The organism is Enterococcus sp. C65 (genome assembly GCF_040887165.1).
GTDB classification, from domain to species: Bacteria; Bacillota; Bacilli; order Lactobacillales; family Enterococcaceae; genus Enterococcus_B; species Enterococcus_B hirae.
On the sequence record NZ_JBFOFG010000001.1, the window covers coordinates 286,082 to 312,612 of the forward strand.

General features: G+C 36.7%; 24 protein-coding genes. 18 read left to right on the forward strand and 6 right to left on the reverse strand.

Going from position 1 to position 26,531, the window contains the following annotated elements:
• Positions 1-121 precede the first annotated feature (121 nt).
• The 6 genes from bsh to AB3I12_RS01220 form a co-directional block, all read right to left on the reverse strand.
• A complete protein-coding gene (bsh, locus tag AB3I12_RS01195) occupies positions 122-1,099 on the reverse strand; it encodes a choloylglycine hydrolase (RefSeq protein WP_063627142.1) in 978 nt (325 codons plus the stop codon).
• Between the two features lie 303 nt (positions 1,100-1,402).
• Positions 1,403-2,428, reverse strand: a complete 1,026-nt coding sequence (locus AB3I12_RS01200; RefSeq protein WP_010737621.1) for an AI-2E family transporter — start codon at positions 2,426-2,428, stop codon at positions 1,403-1,405.
• A 131-nt stretch (positions 2,429-2,559) separates the two neighbouring features.
• Positions 2,560-2,991: a MarR family winged helix-turn-helix transcriptional regulator gene (locus tag AB3I12_RS01205; RefSeq protein WP_053765991.1), complete on the reverse strand. Its 432-nt coding sequence runs from the start codon at positions 2,989-2,991 to the stop codon at positions 2,560-2,562.
• 58 nt (positions 2,992-3,049) lie between these two features.
• Complete coding sequence (locus AB3I12_RS01210; protein ID WP_063627141.1) at positions 3,050-3,460, reverse strand: organic hydroperoxide resistance protein; 411 nt, start codon at positions 3,458-3,460, stop codon at positions 3,050-3,052.
• Positions 3,461-3,668: 208 nt separating this feature from the next.
• On the reverse strand, positions 3,669-4,517 hold the full coding sequence (locus AB3I12_RS01215; RefSeq protein ID WP_010719119.1) for a YitT family protein: 849 nt from the start codon (positions 4,515-4,517) through the stop codon (positions 3,669-3,671).
• 289 nt (positions 4,518-4,806) lie between these two features.
• Positions 4,807-5,196, reverse strand: a complete 390-nt coding sequence (locus AB3I12_RS01220; RefSeq protein WP_010719120.1) for a PaaI family thioesterase — start codon at positions 5,194-5,196, stop codon at positions 4,807-4,809.
• Positions 5,197-5,323: 127 nt separating this feature from the next.
• On the opposite strand from AB3I12_RS01220, the gene menB reads away from it, so the two are divergent.
• From menB to prdD, 18 genes are all read left to right on the forward strand, one after another.
• On the forward strand, positions 5,324-6,139 hold the full coding sequence (menB, locus tag AB3I12_RS01225) for a 1,4-dihydroxy-2-naphthoyl-CoA synthase (RefSeq protein ID WP_063627140.1): 816 nt from the start codon (positions 5,324-5,326) through the stop codon (positions 6,137-6,139).
• Positions 6,084-7,610 carry an o-succinylbenzoate--CoA ligase gene (menE, locus tag AB3I12_RS01230; protein ID WP_081248813.1) on the forward strand — a complete coding sequence of 509 codons (1,527 nt, stop codon included), beginning with the start codon at positions 6,084-6,086 and terminating at the stop codon, positions 7,608-7,610. Before menB ends, menE begins: the two co-directional genes overlap by 56 nt.
• Entirely contained in the window at positions 7,591-8,952 is a 1,362-nt protein-coding gene (locus AB3I12_RS01235; protein ID WP_063627138.1) for an isochorismate synthase MenF, read from the forward strand. Before menE ends, AB3I12_RS01235 begins: the two co-directional genes overlap by 20 nt.
• On the forward strand, positions 8,949-10,697 hold the full coding sequence (gene menD, locus AB3I12_RS01240) for a 2-succinyl-5-enolpyruvyl-6-hydroxy-3-cyclohexene-1-carboxylic-acid synthase (protein ID WP_063627137.1): 1,749 nt from the start codon (positions 8,949-8,951) through the stop codon (positions 10,695-10,697). The genes AB3I12_RS01235 and menD overlap by 4 nt, the downstream gene beginning before the upstream one ends.
• On the forward strand, positions 10,690-11,526 hold the full coding sequence (gene menH / locus AB3I12_RS01245) for a 2-succinyl-6-hydroxy-2,4-cyclohexadiene-1-carboxylate synthase (RefSeq protein ID WP_053765996.1): 837 nt from the start codon (positions 10,690-10,692) through the stop codon (positions 11,524-11,526). Before menD ends, menH begins: the two co-directional genes overlap by 8 nt.
• Positions 11,516-12,625: an o-succinylbenzoate synthase gene (gene menC / locus AB3I12_RS01250; RefSeq protein ID WP_063627701.1), complete on the forward strand. Its 1,110-nt coding sequence runs from the start codon at positions 11,516-11,518 to the stop codon at positions 12,623-12,625. Before menH ends, menC begins: the two co-directional genes overlap by 11 nt.
• 331 nt (positions 12,626-12,956) lie before the next feature.
• A complete protein-coding gene (locus tag AB3I12_RS01255) occupies positions 12,957-14,726 on the forward strand; it encodes a glycoside hydrolase family 13 protein (protein ID WP_053765997.1) in 1,770 nt (589 codons plus the stop codon).
• Between the two features lie 98 nt (positions 14,727-14,824).
• A complete protein-coding gene (locus tag AB3I12_RS01260; RefSeq protein WP_010737611.1) occupies positions 14,825-16,084 on the forward strand; it encodes an extracellular solute-binding protein in 1,260 nt (419 codons plus the stop codon).
• Positions 16,085-16,477: 393 nt separating this feature from the next.
• On the forward strand, positions 16,478-17,776 hold the full coding sequence (locus AB3I12_RS01265) for a carbohydrate ABC transporter permease (protein WP_053765998.1): 1,299 nt from the start codon (positions 16,478-16,480) through the stop codon (positions 17,774-17,776).
• Positions 17,777-17,779: 3 nt separating this feature from the next.
• Positions 17,780-18,631: a sugar ABC transporter permease gene (locus tag AB3I12_RS01270; RefSeq protein WP_010719130.1), complete on the forward strand. Its 852-nt coding sequence runs from the start codon at positions 17,780-17,782 to the stop codon at positions 18,629-18,631.
• Between the two features lie 12 nt (positions 18,632-18,643).
• A complete protein-coding gene (locus tag AB3I12_RS01275; protein WP_034698022.1) occupies positions 18,644-19,459 on the forward strand; it encodes a maltodextrose utilization protein MalA in 816 nt (271 codons plus the stop codon).
• A gap of 149 nt (positions 19,460-19,608) precedes the next feature.
• Positions 19,609-20,775: a class I SAM-dependent methyltransferase gene (locus AB3I12_RS01280; RefSeq protein WP_010719132.1), complete on the forward strand. Its 1,167-nt coding sequence runs from the start codon at positions 19,609-19,611 to the stop codon at positions 20,773-20,775.
• Between the two features lie 38 nt (positions 20,776-20,813).
• Positions 20,814-20,993 carry a hypothetical protein gene (locus AB3I12_RS01285; protein ID WP_063627136.1) on the forward strand — a complete coding sequence of 60 codons (180 nt, stop codon included), beginning with the start codon at positions 20,814-20,816 and terminating at the stop codon, positions 20,991-20,993.
• A 460-nt stretch (positions 20,994-21,453) separates the two neighbouring features.
• Complete coding sequence (gene prdC / locus AB3I12_RS01290; protein WP_178243843.1) at positions 21,454-22,803, forward strand: proline reductase-associated electron transfer protein PrdC; 1,350 nt, start codon at positions 21,454-21,456, stop codon at positions 22,801-22,803.
• A gap of 26 nt (positions 22,804-22,829) precedes the next feature.
• A complete protein-coding gene (prdA, locus tag AB3I12_RS01295; protein ID WP_063627135.1) occupies positions 22,830-24,725 on the forward strand; it encodes a D-proline reductase (dithiol) proprotein PrdA in 1,896 nt (631 codons plus the stop codon).
• A gap of 13 nt (positions 24,726-24,738) precedes the next feature.
• Positions 24,739-25,047: a CBO2463/CBO2479 domain-containing protein gene (locus tag AB3I12_RS01300; RefSeq protein WP_010719135.1), complete on the forward strand. Its 309-nt coding sequence runs from the start codon at positions 24,739-24,741 to the stop codon at positions 25,045-25,047.
• Complete coding sequence (prdB, locus tag AB3I12_RS01305; RefSeq protein ID WP_081248811.1) at positions 25,048-25,773, forward strand: D-proline reductase (dithiol) protein PrdB; 726 nt, start codon at positions 25,048-25,050, stop codon at positions 25,771-25,773.
• Positions 25,774-25,785: 12 nt separating this feature from the next.
• Positions 25,786-26,523 carry a proline reductase cluster protein PrdD gene (gene prdD / locus AB3I12_RS01310; RefSeq protein ID WP_063627133.1) on the forward strand — a complete coding sequence of 246 codons (738 nt, stop codon included), beginning with the start codon at positions 25,786-25,788 and terminating at the stop codon, positions 26,521-26,523.
• The last annotated feature ends 8 nt before the right edge of the window (positions 26,524-26,531 follow it).

Here is a 26,531-nt window from a genome sequence, read left to right on the forward strand (position 1 = left end):
AAACAAATAACATTATTATTAAAAGAAGAGAATGAGGAGTACATCCTCATTCTCTTCTTTATAAATTAGAAAATTACTAGAAAAATAAGTGATGAACCATAAGTATTGAATCACTTATTTTTTATTTGTTTAAATAATGTATTTGTTCTTGATCAACCACTGGATAAGTAATCAATTCAGTGCCTTCGAGATTTTCTTTATGCATTTCAACTGCGGTGATTTGGTGATTGTTGTAAGTAGTATAGTAATAGATCCCTTTGTCCATGTTACAACAAGATGAATAGATCGTATATTCAAACTTCCCATTTCCTACATCACACAATCCTTTTTGTTGTTCCACGGATGTTAATATATGGAAAAATTGGTTCACGCTCTCCATCTCTGAATCTCCTGAGACTGATTGCCATTTTGTAAAGGCAGCTTTTACGAAACGAGAAGCAGATGATAAATCGCCTGGTAAGCCTAATCCACCCATTCCACGACTATACACATCCAACTCTAGATTTTTCGCAAAATGATTGGAAGATACAGTAGGAGAAACATGACGGTAGTTATTTAAATTAAACAATTGATAATCAAAAGGTGGATTATTTGTTAATACACCGACTGGATTATTGTAAATTTTCAAACCATCAATGGTTGATTCGATCACGAGAGCTTCATTTTGGTCAGCAAGCAGCCAGTGAAGAGGAGAAAGTGGAAGTTCTTCACTAAAATTGATATTTACTAAGTTGATCTCAGCAAGTAATTTTTTTGCCTCATCGATTGTTGCGCATTTTCCTAATAACCAAGGGATAAATTCGAATGGTGAGATATTGGTTTTACCAGAGTCTTCTTCAAAGTAATGAGCATTTTCAGGGAAATTCAAACCTGCCATGCTAAGTCCTTTTTCATTTGTTGCTTCAAAATATAACGGATAATTATCAACAACTGCAGCCATACCAATTAACGCATAGTGAGAGGGTAGAGGATCCGTTCGACGAAATTTAAAAGGATAGTTTCTAGGCGTAATTGTCACTACTTGTCCATAAGAAAGCTCTAAATCTAAGTTTCGTCCAAAATAATGATCTTTAGTTGCATAAACAATGGATGTACACATGATACATCTCCTCCTTTTATTAATATAAATTAATGATAATACCAATTTTAATTTTTTACCAGAAAAACTGATTTTTGATTAAAAAAACTCCTGTTATAAAAAAGATCTTTTCTAAGATGGATTTACTTTGTAAGGATTAACAAGACAAGTGTGCAGTGTTCTAGAAAATTTTAGCGGAAAATAAGCCGAAGAATGCCCTAACTAGAAGGGATTCTTCGACTTATTTCTCAGAGCTAGAGACGTCACAAAATTTTTATGATAATTAAACTGAAGTAAATCTTACAGGTTCTGATTCAAAGAAAGTCACTCTTTGAGGGGATGGTTGGGAATTTCTTTCACTTTTAATATATCTAATAAGAATGTAAAAATTGGAATACCAACAATCAAACCCCATACTCCTAAAAAGCGTTCGCTGATCAATAATACAATAAAGGTATAGAAAATCGGTAATTCTGTTTTACTAGACATCAATTTTGGATTCAAAACATAAGATTCAAGTAAATGGACGATTAAAATCGTTAATAAGATGTAAACCACATCTTTTATGCCACCTTGAGAATACGCAATAAAGGATAAGGGCACACAAGAGATAATGACACCAGCAACTGGGATCAAACTTAAAATAAAGATCATAATTGCTAAACTAAGCAACTGATGGAAACCAAAAGCAGCTAAAGCAATCGTTGTGAGGATCGTGTTTAATAAAGCAATAATGAACTGTGCCTCTAATACTAATCCAAAGGTATTGACAAATTTATCAGCAAAGTAATAAATGTCTTGGAAGAACCAAGAAAATTCGCCTTTTAAGAATAAGCGGGAAAATAGGATTGTTTTTTTCTTTTCGATCATAAAAAAGAAACTTAAGATAAAAGACATAGTAAAGGCGACAGCCATCTTACCAAAGTCTTGCAAATAACCTAAAGCAATTGATGCACCATTTTGTAATTGTTCAAAGAAATCATTTCTTTCAATGTAATTATGGATATAAAGTAAAACCGGATCAGCGTCTTTGGGTTGATGTTCATAGAAATTGATGACTGATTTGACCATGTCAAATGTTTGGTGTACCAAGACGGGGATATAAATTGTAAATGCTAAATAGATTAGGTAAACCACAAGAGCATAAACAATAATGGTTAATACTCCGGTTGGAACCTTAATGAATCGTTGGATAATTTGCACTAAGTGAATCATTAAATACGTAAAAATAAAAGTTAGTAAAATTGTTGTAATCATGCTTCTTACAAGAAAAAGGACTACAATAATGATTAATAGAACAGTCATACGACGAATTTTTTCATTCGCCAAAAAGCGTTGGTAAACAGACAAATCAACAACCTCCAAGTAATTTAAGTCATAGCGTACATATTTGATTATAAAGCGGAAATAGGGAATTAGGAAGAAAAAAATAAAAACTGCAGACATTGATGAGCAATGTCTGCAGTTTGACTGTTTAGTTCCTAGTGTTTTTCCCGAAAATTAGTTAGCATTTTCTTGCTGAGTTTTTGCAAAAGAACAAGCTCATCCGGTTCAAGTGGAAGACTCGCTAATATTTTAGCAGGAATATCTTTTGCTTTTTCTTCTAAAGCTTTTCCATTAAAAGTCAGTGATAGAATCGTAATACGCTCGTCTTTATCTGCTCTTCTTCTTTGAAGTAGGCCTTTGTCAGCCATTTTTTTTATGACGGGCGTCAAGGTTCCAGAATCTAAACAAAGTAAGCTACCAAGTTCTTTCATTGTGACTTGTTGGTTTTCCCATAAAACAAGCATTACCAGGTATTGTGTGTAAGTTAAATCTAAAGGCTTCAGCAAAGGGTTGTACGAGCGAATGATTTCTTTAGAGGTGGCATATAAAGGAAAGCACAACTGGTTTTCTAAATATAAATCTTCCATTTTCTCCACCTCGATTCTCGTAGTTCCTTGTTAGCATAGCTGATTTTATAATAAATGTCTAGCTGTTAACAGCAGTCAATATCACTTCAATATTACCTGCAGTTGCTTTAGAATATGGGCAAACCTTATGAGCTGCTTCAAATAATTCTTGTGTTTCTTCTAAAGAAAGACCTTCAACATGACCTTCAATTTCAACGCCTAAAACAAAACTCATTTCATTTTCAGCATACAAAGATACTTGAGCACTGATGGTAGAAGCACCAGAGATATTTTTTTGATTTTTGATCAATTCTAACGCACTATTGAAACAAGCACTGAAACCTGCTGCAAATAATTGCTCAGGATTCGTTGCATCGGCTACACGACGTCCAGGAGCCGCAATTGCAAGTTCAAATGAATGATCTGGACTATGAACTTCACCTGAACGACCACCAGTATTGATCATTTTTGTAGAATACATTTTTTTCATAAAAAACACTCCTTTAAATTTGATTTTGTACAATTAAATTGTATACAACTTAATTGAGAAAGGCAACTAATTCGTTTCAGCATGGGCATAAAAAAACGAGCGACTACACGTTATGGCATCACTCGTTTTAGATCAATTATTTAAGCAGAATCAATTTTTAGAAGAAATACAAAAATAGAAGAGGAAGTATTTATGAATAAGCTTCTTATTACTCAATTGGATGGTAAGTGAAGCCACTACCAGTTACTTCAGCTACACTGCTGACAATCACAAAAGCAGTAGGGTCGATTTCTTCGATCAATGGTTTGACTCTTGAAAACTCCTGGTCTGTTACGACGATCAATAAAACTTCTTTAGATTTGCGGTTGTAGCCACCTTTTGCTTCTAATAAAGTTAAGCCACGACCAATTTCCGCACTTAAACGTTGGCGGATTTCTTCGATAGAGGTTTCGCTCATCACCATTATCGATTTTTTACGATTCATTCCTGTTTCAATATAAGACATTACAATCGAGGTAATGACGATCGAAAGAATGGCGTATAAAAATTCTTCAAACCCAAAAATAAATAAATTAAGTGATACAACAAACGCATCTGTTACCAATAAACCAATCGAAGTATTCAAATGAAAGTACTTTTTGAAGATCAGTGGTGGAATAGTTGTTCCGCCACTTGAAGAATTATTTTTGTATAAAATAGCGACACCCAGAGCAAAGATCGCACTACCAAAGATCACTGAAAGTAAACGATCCGACGTAACCATCATTTCAGGGACGACCGCAATAATCAGCGGAAAGACAAGACTTCCAAAAAGCACTTTGAAAAAAGGTTTTTTTCCAAGAAATACAAGAGCTAATACCAACATGATGATATTTAATACTAAAATGACCATTGCACGATCAAAACCTAAAGCCGATTCTAATAGAATACCTAAACCACTCACACCGCCTGCTGCGATATGGTGAGGCCCTAAAAACATATTGATACCTACGCCTAAAATGGTTAAGGCAAACATTATTTTTATGTATGTCCAAATCATCGTTTTCATTTGCTTCATCCATTCACATCCATTCATTATTGTATTTTAATTTTTTAGTGCTTTTTTCATTATAACGTAATATTCGCCTAAAGTTAACTAATATTTTAAAAAAATGTTAGGTTAGTCTAACATTTCAGGTCGAGAAATAGAGGAGTTATGAGTTCACTATGTTGCTATAGATAGTGAATATTAATATTTTTTATCGATTGAAATAAAAATCAAAGATGTCTTTTACTTTTCCTTATTTCGATAAAGAGCAAATAAAGATGGAAATTTAATGAATGAAAGGTTGGACATAAATGCAACGTCATGTCGATTCGTTACGAACAGTTAGTGTGCAAGAACCATTGGCAATAAGATGAGCAGGGGTTAGTTTGTTTTCTTTTTCTAAATAAATTTCAGCTGCCCAAAATTGGATAGAGCGTCCAATTTTAGTCGGACGTGCGATCACTCGTAATTGTCCATTTTGAGCGCTGTTAAGGTGGTTGACGTGTAAATCTACACCTACCGCATATTGTGGCGAGCTTAAATGTTGGTTAGCACCAATACTACAAGCGGTTTCAATCAAGATACCGTTGATTCCGCCATGAAGGAAGCCAAAAGGTTGGAGATGGATGTCAGAAATCGGTAGTAACAATTCAACCTGTTCTTTTGAGATAGACATTGTCTCAATCTGTAAATATTCGATTAAATTCATTTTTAGGTTTCATTCCTTTTTTTGTTTTTTGAATAGTATAACAGAAATTCTTAAAAAATATAAAATTACAAACGTTTTCTTTGGCTTTTGTGTATAATAAGAATGTTCAACTTAGAGGAGGAATAAAATGAGAGAATGGCAAACAATTAAAGACTATGAAGAAATACTTTTTGAAAAACATGATAAAATAGCAAAAATAACAATTAATCGACCGCAAGTACACAATGCATTCACTCCAAAGACAGTGTTTGAAATGATTGAAGCTTTTACTATTTGTCGAGAGCGGCAAGATATTGGTGTGATTATTTTAACCGGGGCAGGAGATCAAGCATTTTGTTCTGGTGGAGATCAAAAAGTTCGAGGAAATGGCGGGTATGTAGGTGATGATCAAATCCCTCGCTTGAATGTGCTAGATCTCCAACGCTTGATTCGGGTCATTCCAAAGCCTGTGATTGCTATGGTCAAAGGTTGGTCGATCGGTGGAGGCAATGTCTTACAACTTGTTTGTGACATCACAATTGCCGCTGAAAATGCGAAATTTGGACAAACAGGTCCGAATGTAGGAAGTTTTGACGGCGGTTATGGATCAGGCTATCTAGCTCGAGTGATCGGTCATAAAAAAGCAAAAGAAGTCTGGTTTATGACGAAACAGTATTCCGCAACAGAAGCTTTAGCAATGAATTGGATCAACACAGTGGTACCTTTAGCCGAAATTGAAGACGTAACGATAGAGTGGGCAGAAGAAATGTTGAAGAAAAGTCCTTTAGCATTAAGAATGATCAAGGCTGCAATGAACGCAGATACAGACGGACTAGCGGGGATTCAACAATTAGCAGGGGATGCCACTTTACTTTACTACACGATGGCTGAAGCTCAAGAAGGACGAGATGCATTCAAAGAAAAGAGAGAGCCTGACTTTGACCAATTTCCTAAATTTCCCTAAACAAAAACCAAATAGTTGGTTGCAACGACAAGCATTAGAACAGCCAGATCAGCCAGCCTTTTATACGAAAGATGTTTGTCTAACGTTTAGTGAATTGAATCACTATGTACAGCAACTTGCTTATTATTTCAAACGTTTTATAAGCAATCAACAAAAAACTATTAAAAGAGTAGCCATTTTGAGCGACAATCAGACAATGATGTATCAGTCGATCTTAGCTCTATGGGAATTAGGAATGGAGATCCAATTTCTAAATACAAGGTTAACCAGTGAAGAACTAGCTTATCAGTTAAAAGATGCCAATACACGACTATTGATCACTGAACATCCTGAACATTTTTCCTTTGAAAATGTAACCATCATTTCTTTCCCGCAAAAAAAGGAACTAATCGGGAGAATTAATGAACCACCAAATGATTTCGGCTATCAATTGGAGCAAATAGCCTCGATCATGTATACATCTGGGACTACTGGAAAGCCAAAAGGAGTACCTCAAACTTTTTCAAACCATCAAGCAAGTAGCCTAGCTACACAAAAAAGTATGGCTATCGAGTCTGGCGAGAATTGGCTTTGTTGCGTCCCGTTGTACCATATCAGTGGGTTATCGATTCTTTTACGTTCCCTTGTTTTAGGAATTAGCGTTCATTTATGTGAAAAATTTCACCCATCAGAAGTCAACCAACTGATTTTAAGCAAAAAAACCGCTTATTTGTCGTTAGTCACGAAAATGTTAAAAGATCTGTTGCCGTTTGTACCAGAAGACGGTTATCCTTCTTCTTTGAAGCAAGTTTTATTAGGTGGCGGTCCGATTGAATCTACCTTACTTGAAGACTGTTGCCAGTTGAAGCTACCCGTTATGTTGTCTTATGGCATGACAGAAACATGTTCCCAAGTTGTCGCAGGTAAAATCAATTTGCATTCAAAGTTTAAAGACACGGTTGGTCGTCCGCTAATGGGTGTGCAAATTAAAATCGATGGGACAGATCAAGCGAATGAATCTGGAGAAATTCTTTTAAAAGGTTCGTCGATCGTTAAAGGATATCTCAACGGACGAGATCGACATTCGTGGACGAAAGAGGGCTGGTTTTGTACTGGTGATTGGGGCTATTTAACAGATACTGGTGAACTAAAAATTCTTAGTCGAATGAGTGAGCGAATCATCTCTGGCGGAGAAAATATTTACCCTGCTGAGATTGAAGCAATTTTTTTAAAAAGTCAGAAAATTGCAGAGGCTATTGTTATTGGTAGAGCCGATCCTAACTGGGGGCAACGCCCAGTAGCTTATTTGAAATTAATAGATAAGGTCAGCGTTAATGAAATTTACAATCTCATGGAGCCACTTGCTTCCTACAAACATCCTGACGAAATTTTTGTCATCCATGATCTACCAAAAACAGCCTCAGGAAAACCATTAAAACGACTTTTTTTAACAGAAGAAAGAGTGAACTATATTGACTACCAACTTATTTAATCTAAATCTACAGGAAGTACCTGAAGCTGACTATGTATGTTATAGCTTTAAGATTCCTTATGAACCGTTAGCAAATCTCTTTGCAAAAGCGAGTGACTTTAAAGGCACACGTTTCTTTTGGCAAACGCCAGACAAAAATGTCGGTTTCTTGGGGTTTGGGCATAATCTTTTAAAGAAGCGTGGGAACTGGTCCACCGAAGACCTGATAAATGCTAAACAAGAGTTTTTTAAAAAACTTTCGTTTCTGGTTCCTGAAAAAGAGACTCCGATTCTTTTTGGAGGATTACCTTTTGATGCTGAAAACAAAAAACAAGCGCCTATTTGGGGAGAATTGGCAGAGGGCTGTTTTATTCTACCCGAACTATTAATCAAGCAAAATCATCAGCAACTAACCGTTGTAATAACCGCAAGGAATCATTTTAAAACTTTAAAAAAACTCGATGAGTTTATTAAAGAAAAAATGAGACTCATTAATGAAATGAAAGAGCGATGTGTTCCAGATTTTTCGCCAAGTCAAATATTAAAAGAAACTGAAGTAGCTGTTCCTCATTTCTTAAAAGCTGTTGAAGAGACGATCGAAGTCACAGCAAATAAAAAATCAGCACTTAAAAAAGTGGTTTTAGCAAGACAGATGCAATTAGTTGGCAAAGAATTTTCTGTTGAAAAAATCTTACTTCATCTGATTAGTCAACAACCAAACACCTATCACTTTGTTTTAGAAGCAAAAGGTCAAGCGTTTATTGGCGCAACACCTGAACGTTTGCTTCAGGCGACTGATACCCATTTCTTGACCGCTAGCATTGCTGGCTCTATCGCTAGAAGTTCAAACGAAAGAGAAGACGTTACATTGGGAGAAAAACTTTTAAAAGACTCTAAAAATATTGGAGAACACCAATTAGTCGTCGAACGTTTAACAGAACAGATGCACTCATTTATTAAGGGGAAACTAACAGTATCAGAAAAAAGTCTTTTAAAAAACCGAGACATTCAACATCTTTGTTTGACGTTGAAAGGGAGCCGTCAGGACGGTTTCTCATTTTTAGAAGTCATACGACAACTACATCCTTCACCAGCTTTAGGCGGTGTACCTAAACAGGCAGCAATTGATTGGATAGCGGAAAAAGAACCTATTGGGCGAGGGTTATACGGTGGTCCAATTGGCTGGTGTAGTTTAACTGAGGATGTTGGTGAATTTGCAGTTGGTATTCGTTCTGGAGTAGTGAGTGATACTGAGGTCCAGTTGTATGCTGGCTGTGGAATTGTGCCAAACTCAACGCCTGAAGCGGAATACTTAGAAACTGCTCTAAAATTTCAACCGATGATTCGAGGTGTAAAAGAATGACGAACACAAAAGAGCTGACTGCTTATTTATTAGCATTTATCCATGGATTGAAAGAAAGTGGATTAAAAGAAATGGTCATTAGCCCAGGATCACGCTCGACACCACTGGCCTTATTGGCTTATCGTGACCCGGAAATCAATTGCTATATCAACGTGGACGAGCGTTCGGCTGCTTTTTTTGCGCTTGGTTTAGCAAAAGCACAAAAGGAACCTGTGGGTCTGATTTGTACATCAGGAACTGCTGCAGCAAATTATTATCCAGCCATTTGTGAAGCTGAGGCGTCAAATGTTCCACTCGTTGTGTTGACCGCTGACCGTCCACCAGAGGCGCAAGGCGTAGGAGCACCACAAACGATGGATCAGCAACATTTGTATGGAAGCCATGTCAAAAAGTATATCGGAATGGCTTTGCCAGAAGAAGGAGAATCTTTTGAAAGATATGCGTTTTTTCAGGGTTGGGAGAGTGCGGCTGCTGCAATAAAAATTCCTAAAGGACCTGTACATGTGAATCTACCTTTTCGAGAACCTTTACTGCCGGATTTATCACAATCATTTACACGTCATTATTCAAGAAAAGGGGAAACGATCAATAAAGTAACTTCCTTTTCGTTACCAGAACTTGATTCTTGGTTGACCAAAAAAGGGTTGATTATTGTTGGAAAAGAATTGACCACACAACAGGCAACGAAAATGATTGAACTAGCTGAAATCGTAGGATGGCCTATTCTTGGTGATCCACTTACAAATTTAGGAAATTGCGGGAAAGAAAGCGACAATTATATTTCTCATGTTGATTTGATCTTTGCCGATCAACGCTTAGAAACACCCGAAATCGTTTGGCAGTTTGGTAACTTGCCATTGGCCAAAAACCTCATGCTTTATTTAAAGCAGTCAAAAGACCTGACTTATGTCATCATTGATGAAAGCGAATCTTGGAAAGACTGGTTACATCAAAGTAATTATGTTTTACCAATTGATCCACTGACGTTTTGTAGCATGGTTAAGAACATGAGCGATGAAGCATTTCATACTCATGCAGATAGAAACTGGTTATCCTATTGGCAAGAAAGAGCAAAGCTTGCCCGACAAACGATAGAAACAACCTTACCCTTAGATGCCTATAACGAAAGCAATGCCAGTAAGCGTCTTTTTCAATTGTTAAAGTTTGACGAAACACTCTTCTTGTCCAATAGCAATGCTATTCGTTTTATTGATCGCTACGCTGGTTTTTCAAAACAACGATTTTCAGTCTATGGGAATCGGGGAGTAAATGGTATTGACGGGATTGTTTCAACAGCTGCAGGTATTTGTGCGGCTAAGAAACAGCAGATGTTTTTGTTGATTGGTGACTTAGCTTTGTTTCATGATATGAATGGATTACAAATAATCAAAGAACTTGAGCTGCCGGTGACTGTGATCGTTTTGAATAATAACGGTGGAGGTATCTTTTCTTTCCTTCCTCAAAGGGAATTAGATAACTCCTTTTTTGATCCTTTGTTTTCAACACCCTTACATCTAGACTTGGAGAAAGTGGCAGATCTCTACTGCGGCGCTTATAAAAAGCCCAAATCGCTGACTGAATTTGAACAAATAGTTTGTGAAAGTCGAGAAAGAATAGACAGTAAAGACAGTAGAGAAGAGAAAGAAAATTCAACTTGGACGTTGATTGAAGTCGTTGGCGAACAAAAAGCACCAGCAGAGCTTTGGCAACACATGATTGAGGGATACGGTAATCGAAATGAGTGAGGGAAAAATAAAAATCAATGGTGTTAATTATGCTTATCGTTGGTTACAGCGAACATCTCCAATGAGACCTACTATCATTTGTTTACACGGATTTACCGGAACTTCCATGAGCTTTTCTTTGCCTTTTCAAGATTTAAATGTTTTAGCAATCGATTTGATCGGGCATGGTAAGACGGATGTTTATGTTCATCCTTATCGCTATAAGCTTCCATTACTTGTTCAAGATTTAGCACAATTGGTTTTGCAATTAAAGATCGATGCCTTTTATTTGTTGGGGTATTCCATGGGGGCCCGTACCGCGTTAACTTGGCTGATTGAACAACCAAAAGGAATTTTAGGCATCATTATGGAAAGTGGTACACCAGGCATCAGTTCGCTTAGCGAAAGACTCATACGTCAAAAAAAAGATCTTCTATTAGCGCAAAAGATCATGACTGAACCATTGTCTGGTTTTGTGGATTATTGGGAATCGATTCCATTATTTGAAAGTCAAAAAGAACTACCTGATTCGACAAGAAGAAAGATTCGCCAAGGAAGACTTATGCAACAACCAATTGGTTTGGCGCTTAGTTTGATGTACATGGGAACTGGGCAACAGACGAATTACTGGCCATCGCTTAGAAATATCCAAAGACCGATCCTTTATTTAGCAGGAGAATATGATGATAAGTTTCAAAAAATCGGAAAAAAATTGGTTGAAGAAAATAGTCTGTTTTCCATGGCCTTGGTTCCCAAAAGTGGACACTGTATTCATCTAGAACAGCCAACGAAATTTGTTTCCCTAGTAAATCAATGGATAATGGAGAAAGAAAAAAGTGATACAAATTAGAAAAATCGAGCAATTACAACTTAAATTACCTTTGACTACCCCTTTTGAAACGAGTTATGGAATTTTAACTGAAAAAGCGTTTGATTTATTGATAATCGAGGATGAATTAGGCAATCAAGGAGTAGGAGAGTTGGTTTCTTTCCAACAAGCGGACTATATTGAAGAAACGATCGATATGAGTCGCTTGATCATCAAAAATGAATTGATTCCTTTACTTACTATGTCTCCAATCAAAGAGCCTTTCGAAGTTCAGCGACGATTGACGAAAGTGGAAGGGAATTTTATGGCAAAAGCAGCCATGGAAACTGCTATTTGGGATTTATATGCCAGACGAAAGAATGTCAGTCTCCGAGAAATTTTCAAAAGTACGAAAACAGAATTAGCAGTTGGGATTAGTTTAGGTATCCACACAGATTCTGCAAAATTGTTAAAACAAGCTCGAATGTATGTTTCTCAAGGCTATACGCGGTTGAAGTTAAAGATCAAACCAGGTTACGATATCGAACCATTAACCTTATTACGAAAGGAATTTCCTCACTTGCTTTTGATGGCAGATGCCAATTCTGCTTATACATTAAAGGATCTACCGGTATTGTTAGAATTGGATCGATTAAACCTAGCGATGATTGAACAGCCTTTTAATCAACGGGATTTTATCGAGCATGCGTATTTACAGAAACAATTAAAAACACCAATTTGTTTAGATGAGAATATTCGTACACTAAATGATGTTAAAACCGCTCATACCTTGGGAAGTTGTCGTGGGATTAATCTAAAAATCCCCAGAGTGGGTGGAATCGCTGAGGCATTATCCATCGTAACATTTTGTCGTGAACATAACTTGACGGTGTGGCTAGGTGGAATGTTTGAATCGGGAGTAGGACGTTGCTTAAATATACAATTTGCCAGCCAAAATGACTTTACTTTCCCTGGCGATATATCGGCATCAGATCGCTATTACTACGATGATATCATCAAAAATAAAGCTTGCCTCACTGATGGGAAACTTGCAGTTCCCTTAGGAAAAGGCAATGGGGCAGTCCTTGATCAAGAAAAAATCGAACGTTATTGCTACAAAAAGGAACTCCTTTTTTCTTAATAATAAACGTTTGACAAATAATATAATCACTGTGGTCGTCGTAGAGAGATACACCAAGTAATCATAAAGAATCCAAAAGCAGCTCTTTCTCTTTTGGATTCTTTCTTTTTGTTGAACTTTTTTTATATGAATCAGCAAGTAGCGAGTATAAAATTACGCTTTCTACAATACCGATAATTCAGCTAATGTCGCCATTGACCTAACTTCTCCTTTTGATGAGATAATCATGGGAAACAGAATTCTGTTACCGATAACATAAATGAAAGCGTTGTCTTTTGTTGTTCACTCTTTTATAGTGAACACGTAATCTTAAATATGAAGGAGGAAATACATGAACACTGCAGCAATTTATCATCGACCGGAAAGTGAATATGCTTTTTTATATACAGCTGATACTTTCAGAATTCGTTTACGTACCTGTAAAGACGATGTAAAAAAAGTTTATCTTATTAGTGGCGATCCTTATACGATTGATTCACAAAAATGGTATCTGGAAGAAATACCAATGAAAAAAAGTCTGAGTACTTTAGTTCATGATTACTGGGAAGTGGAACAAACAAGCTCGACTAGAAGGTTACAATATGGGTTTCATATCGTAGGAATTGATGGCACAGAATGTTTTTACGGGGATCAAGGGATTTTTGCGTATGAACCAGCGAACTTAGCAGAAGCAAATTACTATTTCCGGATACCCTATTTTCATGAAATTGATCGTTTCAAAGTGCCGCAATGGGCAAAAGAAACGATTTGGTACCAAATATTTCCTGAACGATTTGCGAATGGCGACTCAACTAACGATCCAGCTCATACGCTACCATGGGGAAGTAAAGCACCTGACCGAGATGATTTCTTTGGTGGTGATTTACAGGGTGTGATTGATCACCTCGATTACTTAGTCGATTTGGGAATCAATGGTATTTATTTTTGCCCGATTTTCCAAGCTATGTCTAATCATAAATACGATACGATCGACTATTTGAAGGTTGATCCAGCCTTTGGTGACGAACGTCTGTTAAAAGAATTAATCGAAAAAGCGCATAAAAAGGGTATCCGCATTATGTTAGATGCTGTTTTCAATCATATTGGTAGTGACTCGCCCCAATGGCAAGATGTGATCAAAAATGGCGAAAAATCAATTTATAAAGATTGGTTCCATATTCATTCTTTTCCAGTGGATGCCTATCAAATGACGAATTTACCCGAAACAGCAGCAAATTTATCTTATGATACGTTTGCTTTTACACCTTTCATGCCTAAACTCAACACAGCAAATCCTGAGGTTCAATCGTACTTACTAGATATTGCTGCTTATTGGGTGAAAGAATTTGATATTGATGGGTGGCGTTTAGATGTCGCTAATGAAGTCGATCATCATTTCTGGAAATTGTTCCATGAAAAAGTCACTGCAATCAAACCAGATATTTATATTTTAGGCGAAATCTGGCATTCATCCCAAGCTTGGTTACAAGGAGATGAGTTCCATGCTGTAATGAACTATGCGTTTACAGACTCAATCAAAGACTATTTTGTTAAACGAAAAATCACTGCTTCACAAATGGCAAGTGGCATGAACCATCAGCAGATGCTGTACCAAGATCAAGTAAACGAAGGAACATTTAATTTATTAGATTCCCACGATACTGCGAGAATCCTAACATTGTGTAATGGAAATAAAGAGTTGATGAAAGCTGTACTTACTTTCATGTTTTTACAAAAAGGCGCACCTTGTATTTATTACGGAACGGAAATCGGATTGACTGGAGAAGATGATCCTGATTGTCGTAAATGTATGATCTGGGAGAAAGAGCAACAAGATACGGAATTATACGGTTTTATTAAAGAATTGATTTATCTTCGGAAACGATTATCTGAAATTTTAATCACAGGTACGATTTGCTGGGAGCTAATTGATGATAGTCAAGACGTGATTCATTTTTCTCGTGAATTGAACGGCCAAAAGATCCATGCTATTTTTAATCAATCTTCTACAGGTTATTTGGTTGATCAGAAAAATGAAATTATCTTAAGCCAAAATAGTGAATTATTAAATGATGGGAAAGCTGAAATTCAACAATTCGGATTCATTTTGATGTGTGAATAACTTGTTACCGGTAACAAGCAGAAAGCGTTTGCAAGTTGTCGTTTTATAACAGTATACTCTTTATACAAACAACATTTATGGAAGTGGAGGAACAAAAAGTGAAGAAAAACTATGTTAAAAAATTAGGGTTGGGTTTATTGTCACTTGGTATTTTAGGTGGATTAGCAGCTTGTGGTAATGGAAAAGCTGATACAGCTAGCGGTGGAAATGATGAAAAAACATTAACTGTATCGGTAGATTCTGGTTATAAAGATTACATCAATGAGATCAAGGGTGATTTTGAAAAAGAGAATGATGTCAAAATCAAGCTAGTTGAAAAAGATATGTTCGATCAATTAGAAGCGCTTTCTTTGGATGGGCCTGCCGGTAAAGGACCAGATGTGATGATGGCAGCCTATGATCGAATTGGTGCGTTAGGACAACAAGGCCATTTAGCGGAAGTCAAATTAGGAAATGAAGCCGACTATGATGAAACAGATAAAGCACAAGTGACCTATGACGGAAAAATTTACGGCGAACCAGCGGTGATCGAAACATTAGTCTTGTACTACAACAAGGATCTAGTAGATGCAGCACCAACCACTTTCAAAGAATTAGAAAATCTAGCCAAAGACAAACGCTTTGCCTTTGAATCAGAAGCAGGAAAAAATACTGGATTCTTAGCAAAATGGACTGATTTCTATTATTCTTATGGTTTACTAGCAGGCTATGGCGGGTACGTTTTTGGTGACAACGGAACTAATCCATCAGATATTGGTCTAAACAATGCAGGATCAATCGAAGGAATCACTTATGCTACAAACTGGTTCCAAAATGTTTGGCCAAAAGGGATGCAAGATATCAAGAGTGCAGGCGATTTCGTTAGCCAACAATTCATGTCTAACAAAGCAGCAGCAATCATTGATGGTCCTTGGCAAGCACAAACTTATAAAGACAACAAAATCAATTATGGGGTAGCAAAAATTCCAACATTGAACAACGGCGAATCTTATCAACCGTTTGGTGGAGGAAAAGGTTGGGTAGCAAGTAACTATTCTAAAAACAAAGAATTATCACAAAAATGGTTAGACTATGTGACAAACACAAAAAATCAAGAAAAATTCTTTGAAATGGTCAATGAGATTCCAGCCAATCAAGCAGCACGTGAAACAGCTAAATCAAAAAATGATGAATTGACAACTGCGGTGATTGATCAGTATGAAACTGCGCAAGCAATGCCAAATATTCCAGAAATGGCTGAAGTTTGGACTGGTGCTGAAAACTTAATGTTTGATGCAGCTTCAGGTTCTAAATCGCCAAAAGAATCTGCTAACCAAGCAGTGAAAACCATAAAAGAAGCGATTGAGCAAAAATATTAAAAGTAACAAAGCGATCTCTATTCACGATCAAATGGATATTTTTACTAGATGTGGTGATAGTAGACCACTAAATCTCATTTGGTCAACCAAATCATAAAACAAGTCATGGATCAATAGGTGAAACAGTTGAACGGTGTATTTTCTTTAACTGTTTCACATTGATTCGTGTGAATAACATCCACGAGCAGAGTTTTTTATAGCAACTGAGTGAGGACTACAAATGAATGGAAAATGGTTTTTGATAGCAATTATTGATGACTGTCATGGATAGCTACTATTTATAGTTACTATGTATAACTGCTATGAATAGTTACTTATAGATGGCTATTATGGATAGCCGACTGATTCATTTCCTTGCGCAAAGAATAAAATAGTAGTACTGGGGGTATCGTTATGCAAGACGAACAAAATAATATCAATGTAAGAAAAATTACACTTATGTCTCTCATACCTGGCTTAGGGCAATTTGCTAATGGTCAAGCGTTCAAAGGAATCGTATTTCTAGGTATTTTCGTAGCATTTATTCTACAACTGATAGTTGGTGGCTTCCAATCTTTGATTGGCTTAGTCACACTGGGAACGGTTCCGATGGAGGATCACTCCTTATTTATTTTGATTCAAGGAACGCTGCAACTAATCATTACGGTTATTTTTTTTATTTTCTATGGACTGAATCTGTTAGATGCCAAACGTGTCGCAGTTTTACGCAAAGAAGGTAAGAAAATCAACCGAACGATGAAGGAAGTTATACATAATATTGGTGATGAGGGATTTCCTTATTTGCTTACACTTCCAGCCTATCTTTTGATGATTTTTACGATTATTTTTCCAGTTCTAGTCACATTATTTACAGCATTTACCAACTATGATTTCAAACATATCCCACCTGCTAGTTTGATTGATTGGATCGGAGTAAAAAACTTTTTTAGTATCTTCTTCTTAAGTTCTTACCGTAATACCTTTTTCTCTGTGTTTTCTTGGACTGTTATTTGGACACTATGTGCAACGACACTTCAAATCACATTAGGTATTTTTACAGCCGTTATTGCTCACCAAAAATTTATTAAATTTAGACGATTTTTTGGTATTATTTTCCTTTTACCATGGGCGGTACCAGCATTTATAACAATTATGAGTTTCTCTAATATCTTCAATGATAGTGTGGGGGCGATCAACACCCAAGTGATTCCTTTTATCAATCATCTGCCATTCGTAGACATTAGCGCGATTTCATGGAAAACAGATCCATTTTGGACGAAAGTTGCGATCATTATGGTTCAAGGGTGGTTAGGATTCCCTTATATCTATGTCATGGTAACAGGTATTTTACAATCCATTTCTGAAGATTTATATGAAGCAGCAAAAATCGATGGTGCAAATGCTTGGAAACGTTTCTCTAATATCACGTTACCGGCTATTTTTCTAGTAGCAGCGCCAACGTTTATTACTCAGTATACTGGTAATTTCAACAATTTCTCGATGATTTATTTATTTAACAACGGTGGTCCTGGAAGTGTAGGAGGGGGCGCAGGTTCAACAGACATCTTGATTTCTTGGATCTATAAACTAACGACGGGAACCTCGCCACAATACTCCATGGCTTCAGCCATTACACTAATTATTTCTGCAATTGTCATTTGTGTTTCTTTACTTGTGTTTAAAAAGACTAATGCATTTAATATGGAGGACTAAGCGATGAAACAATTTAATTCAAGTGCTAAATTCCAACGAAGATTGTCACAATTCTTGACCTATGTTTTTTTGATTCTTTTGTCGATCATCATTATCTATCCATTGTTGATTACAGCCAGTACAGCATTTAAATCAGGTAATATCGCTGCTTTTAGTCTGGATTTATCCAGTGACTGGACACTAGAAAATTTTAGACGGCTATTCTCAGAAACGTTATATGGTACTTGGTATAAAAATACCTTGATTATTTCCATTTTAACAATGGTTATCCAAGTGACTGTTGTAACATTGGCTGGTTACACTTATAGTCGTTACCGTTTCATTGGGCGCAAATCAAGCTTGATGTTTTTCCTAGTGATTCAAATGGTTCCAACGATGGCTGCATTGACTGCTTTTTACGTCATGGCTTTTCTACTTAACGCCTTAGATCGATACTGGTTCTTAACAATGATCTATATTGGTGGGGGAATTCCGATGAATACTTGGCTAATGAAAGGTTATTTTGATACTGTTCCACTTGATTTAGATGAATCTGCTAAATTAGATGGAGCTGGTCATTTCCGGATTTTTCTACAAATCGTTTTACCGTTAGTTAAACCAATGATTGCCGTTCAAGCATTATGGGCCTTTATGGGACCGTTTGGAGACTTCATGCTCGCTAAATTTTTACTACGCACACCAGAAAATCAAACAGTGGCAGTTGGTTTGCAAACATTCATTTCTGATGTGACAAATCAACGGGTTTCATTATTTGCCGCAGGAGCGATCCTCATTGCATTACCGATTTGTTTATTGTTCTTCTTTTTACAAAAAAACTTTGTCACTGGTTTAACTTCTGGTGGCACAAAAGGTTAGGAGCAGGTTTTGATGCAAACATTTCCTTTGAATTACTTTTCTCATTTAAATAGTCCTAGACGTCTATTTGCTGGTAGAAGACAGTTGTCATGGCCTAAATTGAGTCTGATCTTTCTTTTCTTGGTCGCGTTGATGGTTATGCCGATTACCATGTATTATACCAATCAGGTAAAAGCAATCCCTATGGAGCAATTTTTGACAGTTCACCAACTAATTGATCAAGATGGAGTAAATAAATTTTCAGAATTACCCATGGAGAATGGGCAAATAAATCACTCACCAATAACGATTTATCAGAATAACGAAATACTGATTGGGTCAGGATTGACGAAAGAACAAAAAAACGAAAAAAACGCCTTTATTGATTTCGCAAAAAATCATTGGACAATCCAGCAAAAAGAACAGGGGCGTATAAGAACCTATCAAATGAATTACCAAGCATCTTTCAATCCCGAATCAGTCCGAACGCCACAAGAGTTTCAAGCATTTTTAGAACAGGAATTTTACGCCAGTAATCGTCCAATGATTATTTTATCTTATAGTATGAGTTTAGGAATCATCTTATTTATAATGACTAGCTTCATTTTATTTGGTGCTTCTTTCTTTTTATGGCTAACTAGAAAGAGTCGTTTTTCTTCCATCCAAACATTCAAAGAAAGTGCCAATTTAATGTTGAATGTGATTGGAGTTGGCTCCATTATTGCCACGATTGTTGGATTCTTTTATTTTGATTTTGTTTTGATGTTAGGTATTCAATCAACTGTTTCAGTTCTTTTATTGCTATGGATTTTTGCTAAAACTGGCTTTAAAGATGAAGTCAAGGCCTAAGATCATCAACTAATTATGAGAAAATAAATGTGAAAATAATGAAAATTTGATAGGTAACAAAGATTTTTTTCTGAAAAATACCCTTCTGAGTTGATTCTTTTAATTTTTAGTATTAACGTTAAATAGTAGCAATTCTAAGGAGGAAAATCATGTTAGAAAAAACAGTATATAATCAATTATTTTCACGTTCTTTCTCCCTTCCAGTCGAAGTTACTTACTGGGATGGTACGACAAAACGCTATGGAGATACTGACAATCCTCCCCAAATCAAAATTAAGATCCATGAAGAAATACCAATGAAAGAAATCACAAATAACGCCTCTCTAGCTCTAGGTGAAGCTTACATGGATCATCGTATTGAGATTGAGGGAAGTATTCAAGCGTTGATCAACGATGCTTACCAACAAGCAAACAGCTTTTTAAGAGGGAGCGACTATTTAAAATGGCTTCCTAAAAAGCAAAAACACACAAAAAAACAAAATCAAGCAGATATTCATGCACATTATGATCTAGGAAATGATTTTTATGAAATGTGGCTAGATCCAACATTAACCTATTCTTGTGCTTATTTTGAGACACCTGAAGATACATTGGAACAAGCCCAAATCAATAAAGTCCACCACATCTTAGATAAACTTTTTATCAAGGATAATGATACGTTATTAGATATCGGTTGTGGTTGGGGAACCTTGATGTTTACAGCTATCAAAGAATACAATGTAAAAGCAACTGGTATTACCTTGAGTGAAGAACAATATAACCATATTACTAATCGGATCAAAGAAGAACATCTGGAAGATAAATGTCGGGTCTTATTAATGGATTATCGTGATCTAAAAGATGAAACGTTTGATCATATTACAAGTGTCGGGATGTTTGAACATGTGGGAGCAGACAACTTAAAAGAGTATTTTGGTGTCATCCAAAAATTACTAGCTCCTAAAGGAACAGCGTTGATTCACGGTATTACTCGTCAGCAAGGTGGGGCAGTTAATGCTTGGATCAACAAATATATTTTCCCGGGTGGATACATTCCAGGATTAGCAGAAATCGTAACAGATATTACGGATAATGATTTACAGTTAATTGATTTAGAAAGTTTGCGCCGGGACTATCAGCTTACTTTAGAACATTGGACAAATAATTTCCATAAAGTACAAGACAAGGTAACAGAAACTATGGGCGATTCCTTCTATCGAATGTGGGATCTTTACCTTCAAGCTTGTGCAGCATCTTTTGAATCAAGTAACATTGATGTTATCCAATACTTACTTGTTCAACCAAGTAATAATGATCTTCCAATGCATCGTGCATAAGGGGAGAAACCTAATAAAAAATATGAATTAAGATTCGCATGAAAAGAGGCTTTGAAAGAAGCAACTCCTCCCTTATTATTGAGGAGTTGCTTCTTGAACGCCGTGAATCAGAGGTCGTAAAAACATCGGGTAGCTCTGATGACAATAAGAAAGAATTTTTTGAAACAGCTTCTCATGTTTTGAAAAATTCAGGCTTATTTCAAGGGGCTGATGTTTGAACACCGTTTATTCGTTTTTAGAGATACTAGAAGAGACTGAGACAACTTTTGTCCCAGTCCCTTTTTTATTGTGAAAATGTCTATTGCTCTCTAACATATTTTTTTTATTTTTTATTAGCTAAAAAGGAGATGATTATCGAGCTGATTTTGCCAATAGAATAGAACAGATATTGAAAGAGCAACCGTGCTAAACTGTATTTTTTGATGAATGAAAATGAAAAAATTATGATAATCAAAATTGCATAGACTTTATGTGTTGTTTAATAAAGTGAAAAAAGATTTTCCATCAGTTCTCACTCTATGTATATAATCATTAAGTACATATTGTTATTTTTTATCTATATTTAAATAAAAAACAATACATATATTTTCGTTGTTATAAAAGCATTTATAGAACTATAAATAACAATTGTTTATAAATAAATCGTTCATCAAACCTCCATATTGTGATATTATAAACATGAGCTGTGGGTGGCTAGTTTACTCAAGTTCAAGTAAAACGAGGGAGGTGAAAAGAGTGGAAAAAATTCTTATACCATTAAAACAACATGTAGGCGCTTCATCAAAGAGTATGGTAAAAATAGGCGAATATGTGCAACGTGGACAAAAAATTGCTAAACCAGATGGATTAGGAGCAAACATTCATTCTAGCTTTTCAGGCGTTGTATCAGAAGTAACCAACGATCAGATTGTGCTAAAGATTGATGAAAAGCAAAATTTTTCAAGTTATCTTCCTATTCCAGAAACATCCTCTTATATTCAAGCAATCAAAGAAGCCGGAATTGTCGGAGCTGGTGGAGCTGGGTTTCCGACAGATATAAAATTATCTTGTGAAATACCAGAAGGCATCTTTATCGCAAATGGTGCAGAATGTGAAGCTTTATTACTTCACAATGTAAAGCAAATGAAAAGTCAAATCAAACAATTGATTCGTGGAATAAAGTATTGCATGAGCATTACGAAAGCACCCAAAGGAATCATTGCCGTTAAAGGAAAACATCGAGAGTTAGTCATACAATTGTTAAAGTTTACCAACAATGAACCGACAATAGATGTTTACCAATTACCTGACATCTATCCTGCAGGCGATGAACGTGTAGTGATTCGTGAAGTGTTGAACATCACTTTAGACCCTGGTCAACTACCAATCGAAATCGGAGCAGTAGTGGATAATGTTGAAACAATTAAACGCATTGTCGAAGCGATTGAACAGCGAAAACCATTTATTGATAAAGATCTTACGGTATCTGGTCGTGTAAAACAAAAGAAAACAGTCTTTAAAGATGTCCCAATTGGAACACCTGTCAAGCAATTAATTGATCAAGTTGGAGGTTTTATTGAGCCCCATGGAGAAATTGTGATCGGTGGACCAATGACTGGTCATAGCGGCACGGAAGAAACCCCCATTACGAAAACCAGCGGAGGGGTATTGGTTGCTATGCCATTTCCTCAAGAACATCGAAAAATAGGACTATTACTTTGTGAATGCGGCGGTTCAGAAGAAAGAATGACTGAAATAGCTGAAAACATGGGTGCTGAAGTTGTTGCTACACAACGCTGTAAGCGAATGGTAAAAGTGAATGGAAGATATAGATGTACCTTGCCAGGTATATGTCCAGGACAAGCACAAACAGTCTTTGCTTTGAAAAAAGCAGGTGCTGAAGTTGTGATGACTGGAACTTGTTCTGATTGAACGAACACCGTTATTGGTGTAGCTCCTAGGTTAGGAGTTCCGGTTTATCATCATACAGATCATGTACTTCGGGCAGATGGGCACAGACTATATCGTAAATTACCTACAACGAAATAAATTTAAATTTTAGGAGGATTTAACGAATGTCTATTACGGCTGAAACTGCCCAAGAACATGCAAAAGATCTAGCTGTACTCTGTTGTCGTGCGGAAGCAGGCACAGTGATTACGCCAGAAAGTCTAGAGGACCCCGCAATTTTTCTTGATCTAGAAGAATCAGGGTTGCTTGAATTTTCTGAAGATGTGTTAACAATTGAACAAGTACTTGGTACAACATTAAAAGAAACAACGGATGCGTTGATTCCATTGACAAAAGAATTACTGGAAGGTGTATCTGAAGGAATGAAAGAAGTTCATTTAAATGAAAAAAAAGAAGTTGAGACTTCTGAAACAATTGCGACGCCAATTCAAACTGCTTCATCTTCTGTAACAAGTGGTCAGACTATTAAAATTCATATTGCTGAAGGAAAAGGAATTGATTTAGAGCTTCCTTTAATGATGGCTACTCAGTTAACCGAAACGGTAAATCCTGCACCGGAATCAATGATCCCTGAGCAAGTAACGCCAGTAATACCAGCACCGGTTTTGGAAAACTCAAATCAGGTGAAAGAAAAAGTGATTCGTTCTGTACGACATGATCATCTAAAAATTGATCAGGTGATTTTTGGGGAAGAAACAAAAATCGAAGGAACAACTTTAATTTTACGAAAAATGACAGAAATTTGTGCTGAAGCAGTTGAACTGGAACAGCTCGTTGAAGATATGACTTTAGAAATCATTACACCAGATAAATACACTGAATATAGTGAAACGATTATGGACGTTCAGCCAATTGCCGCAAAAGTTGAAGGTGATCTTGGGCATGGAATTACCCGAGTACTGGATGGTGTCGTCATGGTTGTTACAGGGACGGATGCTAATGGAGTTCAAATCGGTGAATTTGGTTCTTCTGAAGGAGAATTAGATCGTAACATTATGTGGGGACGACCTGGAGCACCAGATAAAGGAGAAATCTTTATTAAAACCCAAGTGACAATCAAAGAACACGCGAATATGGAACGTCCGGGTCCGCTAGCCGCTCACAAAGCTTCTGATTACATCACTCAAGAAATTCGTGAAGCCCTCAAAAAAGCGGATGAATCATTGGTGATACATTCAGAAGAAATTATACAGAAACGTCGAATTGGCAATAAGAAAGTTTTGATCATCAAAGAAATAATGGGGCAAGGTGCGATGCATGATAATTTGATTATGCCCATCGAGCCAGTTGGAACATTTGGCGCAAAACCAAATGTTGACCTTGGCAATTTGCCAATCCTATTGGCACCAACAGAAGTATTAGATGGAGGAATCCATGCGTTGACTTGTATTGGACCGGCTTCGAAAGAAACTTCACGCCATTATTGGCGGGAACCGCTTGTTAAAGAAGCAATGGCAGATGAAGAAATTGATTTAGTCGGTGTTATGTTCGTCGGCTCTCCACAAGCGAATACTGAAAAATATTATGTTTCAAAACGTTTAGGAATGACTGTCGAAGCCATGGACATTGATGGTGCCATTGTAACCACTGAAGGTTTCGGAAATAATCATATTGATTTCGCTTCTCACATGGAAGAAATTGGAAAACGTGGAATCAAAGTGGTTGGCGACTCTTATAGTGCTGTTCAAGGAGCCTTAGTTGTTGGTAATTCTGAAATGGGCGCAATGGTTGATAATAATAAATCAAAACAAGGGATTGAAAATGAAATTTTATCAAATAATACCTTGTGTAGAGAAGACGCCATTCGTGATTTAGCTATGTTAAAAACGTTAATGGGTGGAGGAACAATTAAACCAGCTGAACGTAAATGGAATCCGAATGTCAAACAAAACAACATTGAGATTATCGAAAAAACAACAGGAAGAAAAATAGACCTGGAAGAAAATGAGCAATCTTTGCCGAAAAGTAAAAAACGTCAAGAAATTTATGAAAAAGAATAAAATAAGGTGCAAAATGGATAGAATCGAAAAATTAAAGTATGTCTCTACTGAACAAATGTTTGAAGGGATACTTGTTGAAGTTCGAGATGCGAGCGTAACTATTGATATCAAAGGACGACTAGGTCAATTAAAAATTCCGCGGCGCATGATTATTTCAGAGTACGATTTAAAAATAGGACAAGAAGTTGGATTTTTGATGAGTTATCCAGAGGTTTTGGAAGAAGCAGCCAATACTCATTACGTGGAAGCAATCACAGAACATGAACGTCGACGTTTAAAAAATCAACAGAAGAAAATAAAAATGAGAGAGGAAAATGAGTAAATGAGTTTAACAGTATTCGAAGGATTACAGTCAGAAATTTTTGTACCAATCACACCCAAATCCGTCTTTACGCCCGTTAAAAAAGAGCTGAAAGAGATGCGGATTGCTTTAGCAACGGCAGCTGGTGTCCACTTAAATAGTGATACACGTTTTAATTTGGCAGGAGACACAACGTATCGTGAGATTCCAGATGGAGTACCAAGTGAGGATTTAATGGTCTCACATGGTGGATATGACAACGCAGACGTTAATCGGGATGTCAATGCAATGTTTCCGATTGACCGATTACATGAATTAGTAAAAGACGGCTTTATTAAAGAAGCTGCCCCTGTACATTATGGCTTTATGGGAGGCGGCGGTGACCAAGATGCCTTTAATGAACAGACGGGACCAGAAATCGCACAAAAACTCGTAGAAGAAGAAGTTGACGCAGTTGTTTTAACTGCTGGTTGAGGGACCTGTCATAGAACTGCCGTGATCGTGCAGAGAGCAATTGAGGAAGCAGGGATTCCTACTATTTTAATCGCCGCATTACCACCAGTAGTACGGCAAAATGGTTCACCTAGAGCCGTAGCACCACGTGTGCCGATGGGCGCTAATGCCGGAGAACCACATAATATTGACATGCAAACGGGTATTTTAAAAGATACTTTAGAAAGCCTAGTTTCAATTGAAACACCAGGGAAAATTGTGCCATTACCTTATGAATATATCGCTCATGTGTAAAGAGGGATCAGCATGCAAGGAGAAACATTAAAAATGAAAGTTTTCCATATGGAAAAAGTTTCCATAGGAAATCAATTTAAGCTTGATCACAATCAACTACAGATAAAAACTGAATTTGATTGTCTGTGTGAGGATGTCAAATCCTTGACAATCCGATTGTTAGAACCCCATCAGTTAGACCTCAACACAAATACTATCATGGATATTTTACCAATTTCTGCTAAAGTATTAGGCGTTTTGGGGACGGGTATCACCCATACATTAACGGGAGTGTCGGTCATAATGACCGGCACAATCGATGAGGGTGAACAGCTCCATGAGTTTGGTTCTTCTGATGGTGTATTGCGTGATCATTTATTTTTAAATCGACCGGGCACACCTAACGCAGAGGATTACATTATTTTGATTGACTTACTTGTCAAGAAAGGAACACCTTTCGATCGTGAGTTATGTTTAAAATTATTTCGGATAGTTGACAATTATCTGCAGGAAATCCGAGAACAATTAAAGTTGCTAGATGGTAAGGAAGCAACGGAAACACATATCTATGAAGAAAAAAGAAATCCGGGAAAGCCAAAAGTGACGTTGGTCAAGCAGGTAGCTGGCCAAGGTGCGATGTACGATATGTTATTATTTCCAGATGAACCTAGTGGGTTTAAGGGTGGTCATTCGATTATCGATATGAATAATATGCCCATCTTTTTATCTGCCAATGAGTATCGTGATGGTGCCATTCGTTCAATGGTCTAATTGTTAGA

Excerpts from the sequence above, each read along its gene's own strand:
- AB3I12_RS01275 (WP_034698022.1), top strand. The coding sequence starts at position 18,644 with ATGCAAACATTTCCTTTGAATTACTTTTCTCATTTAAATAGTCCTAGA.
- menD (WP_063627137.1), top strand. The coding sequence starts at position 8,949 with ATGACGAACACAAAAGAGCTGACTGCTTATTTATTAGCATTTATCCAT.
- AB3I12_RS01205 (WP_053765991.1), bottom strand. The coding sequence starts at position 2,991 with ATGGAAGATTTATATTTAGAAAACCAGTTGTGCTTTCCTTTATATGCC.
- menB (WP_063627140.1), top strand. The coding sequence starts at position 5,324 with ATGAGAGAATGGCAAACAATTAAAGACTATGAAGAAATACTTTTTGAA.
- AB3I12_RS01285 (WP_063627136.1), top strand. The coding sequence starts at position 20,814 with ATGAAAAGAGGCTTTGAAAGAAGCAACTCCTCCCTTATTATTGAGGAG.
- AB3I12_RS01280 (WP_010719132.1), top strand. The coding sequence starts at position 19,609 with ATGTTAGAAAAAACAGTATATAATCAATTATTTTCACGTTCTTTCTCC.
- AB3I12_RS01300 (WP_010719135.1), top strand. The coding sequence starts at position 24,739 with ATGGATAGAATCGAAAAATTAAAGTATGTCTCTACTGAACAAATGTTT.
- menH (WP_053765996.1), top strand. The coding sequence starts at position 10,690 with ATGAGTGAGGGAAAAATAAAAATCAATGGTGTTAATTATGCTTATCGT.
- AB3I12_RS01270 (WP_010719130.1), top strand. The coding sequence starts at position 17,780 with ATGAAACAATTTAATTCAAGTGCTAAATTCCAACGAAGATTGTCACAA.
- prdD (WP_063627133.1), top strand. The coding sequence starts at position 25,786 with ATGCAAGGAGAAACATTAAAAATGAAAGTTTTCCATATGGAAAAAGTT.
- menE (WP_081248813.1), top strand. The coding sequence starts at position 6,084 with ATGCATTCAAAGAAAAGAGAGAGCCTGACTTTGACCAATTTCCTAAAT.
- AB3I12_RS01255 (WP_053765997.1), top strand. The coding sequence starts at position 12,957 with ATGAACACTGCAGCAATTTATCATCGACCGGAAAGTGAATATGCTTTT.
- AB3I12_RS01220 (WP_010719120.1), bottom strand. The coding sequence starts at position 5,196 with ATGAATTTAATCGAATATTTACAGATTGAGACAATGTCTATCTCAAAA.
- AB3I12_RS01210 (WP_063627141.1), bottom strand. The coding sequence starts at position 3,460 with ATGAAAAAAATGTATTCTACAAAAATGATCAATACTGGTGGTCGTTCA.
- AB3I12_RS01215 (WP_010719119.1), bottom strand. The coding sequence starts at position 4,517 with ATGAAGCAAATGAAAACGATGATTTGGACATACATAAAAATAATGTTT.
- bsh (WP_063627142.1), bottom strand. The coding sequence starts at position 1,099 with ATGTGTACATCCATTGTTTATGCAACTAAAGATCATTATTTTGGACGA.
- prdA (WP_063627135.1), top strand. The coding sequence starts at position 22,830 with ATGTCTATTACGGCTGAAACTGCCCAAGAACATGCAAAAGATCTAGCT.
- AB3I12_RS01265 (WP_053765998.1), top strand. The coding sequence starts at position 16,478 with ATGCAAGACGAACAAAATAATATCAATGTAAGAAAAATTACACTTATG.